The sequence below is a fragment of the Segatella copri genome, assembly GCF_019127135.1.
In the GTDB taxonomy this organism is placed as follows: domain Bacteria; phylum Bacteroidota; class Bacteroidia; order Bacteroidales; family Bacteroidaceae; genus Prevotella.
On the sequence record NZ_JAHOEA010000198.1, the window covers coordinates 1 to 411 of the forward strand.

At 42.3% G+C, this 411-nt stretch carries 1 protein-coding gene; it reads right to left on the minus strand.

Annotated features, from left to right (window positions below; translation table 11 throughout):
* Nucleotides 1–19: 19 nt before the first annotated feature.
* The coding region (locus tag KSW37_RS15850) for a helix-turn-helix domain-containing protein (protein WP_217315407.1) at nt 20–411 on the minus strand (392 nt) is incomplete at its 5' end.

Genomic DNA, 411 nt, shown 5'->3' on the forward strand with positions numbered 1-411 from the left:
CTCAACATTCACCATTAAACTATCCCAATACAACATTGGCAGGAACGCCGAGGTTGTGGTATATGTTTCTTGCAACATCAAAATTAATTGCACGACGTCCATGGAGAATATCACTTAATGCGGTTGTTGACACGCCTATAGCTTTTGCAGCCTCCTTTTGCTTGTAGCCTTTTTGGCGAAAAGCAACTTTGATGGCAGCTATGAGTGAAGGCTTAACTCGCCATGGATGGGGATCAACTTCGCATTCCCAATCGTAAGCAGCTTCGCTGAGGACCTTTAATTCTTCCTTTTCTACTTCGCTGAGAAAGTCCATGCCGCCCAATTGGGTGCCCTTTGCAAGCAGAGCCTCCATTCGCTCTTCAATTTCATTATATGTTTTTTCGTCTTTAATAGTCATAGTTATATATTTTT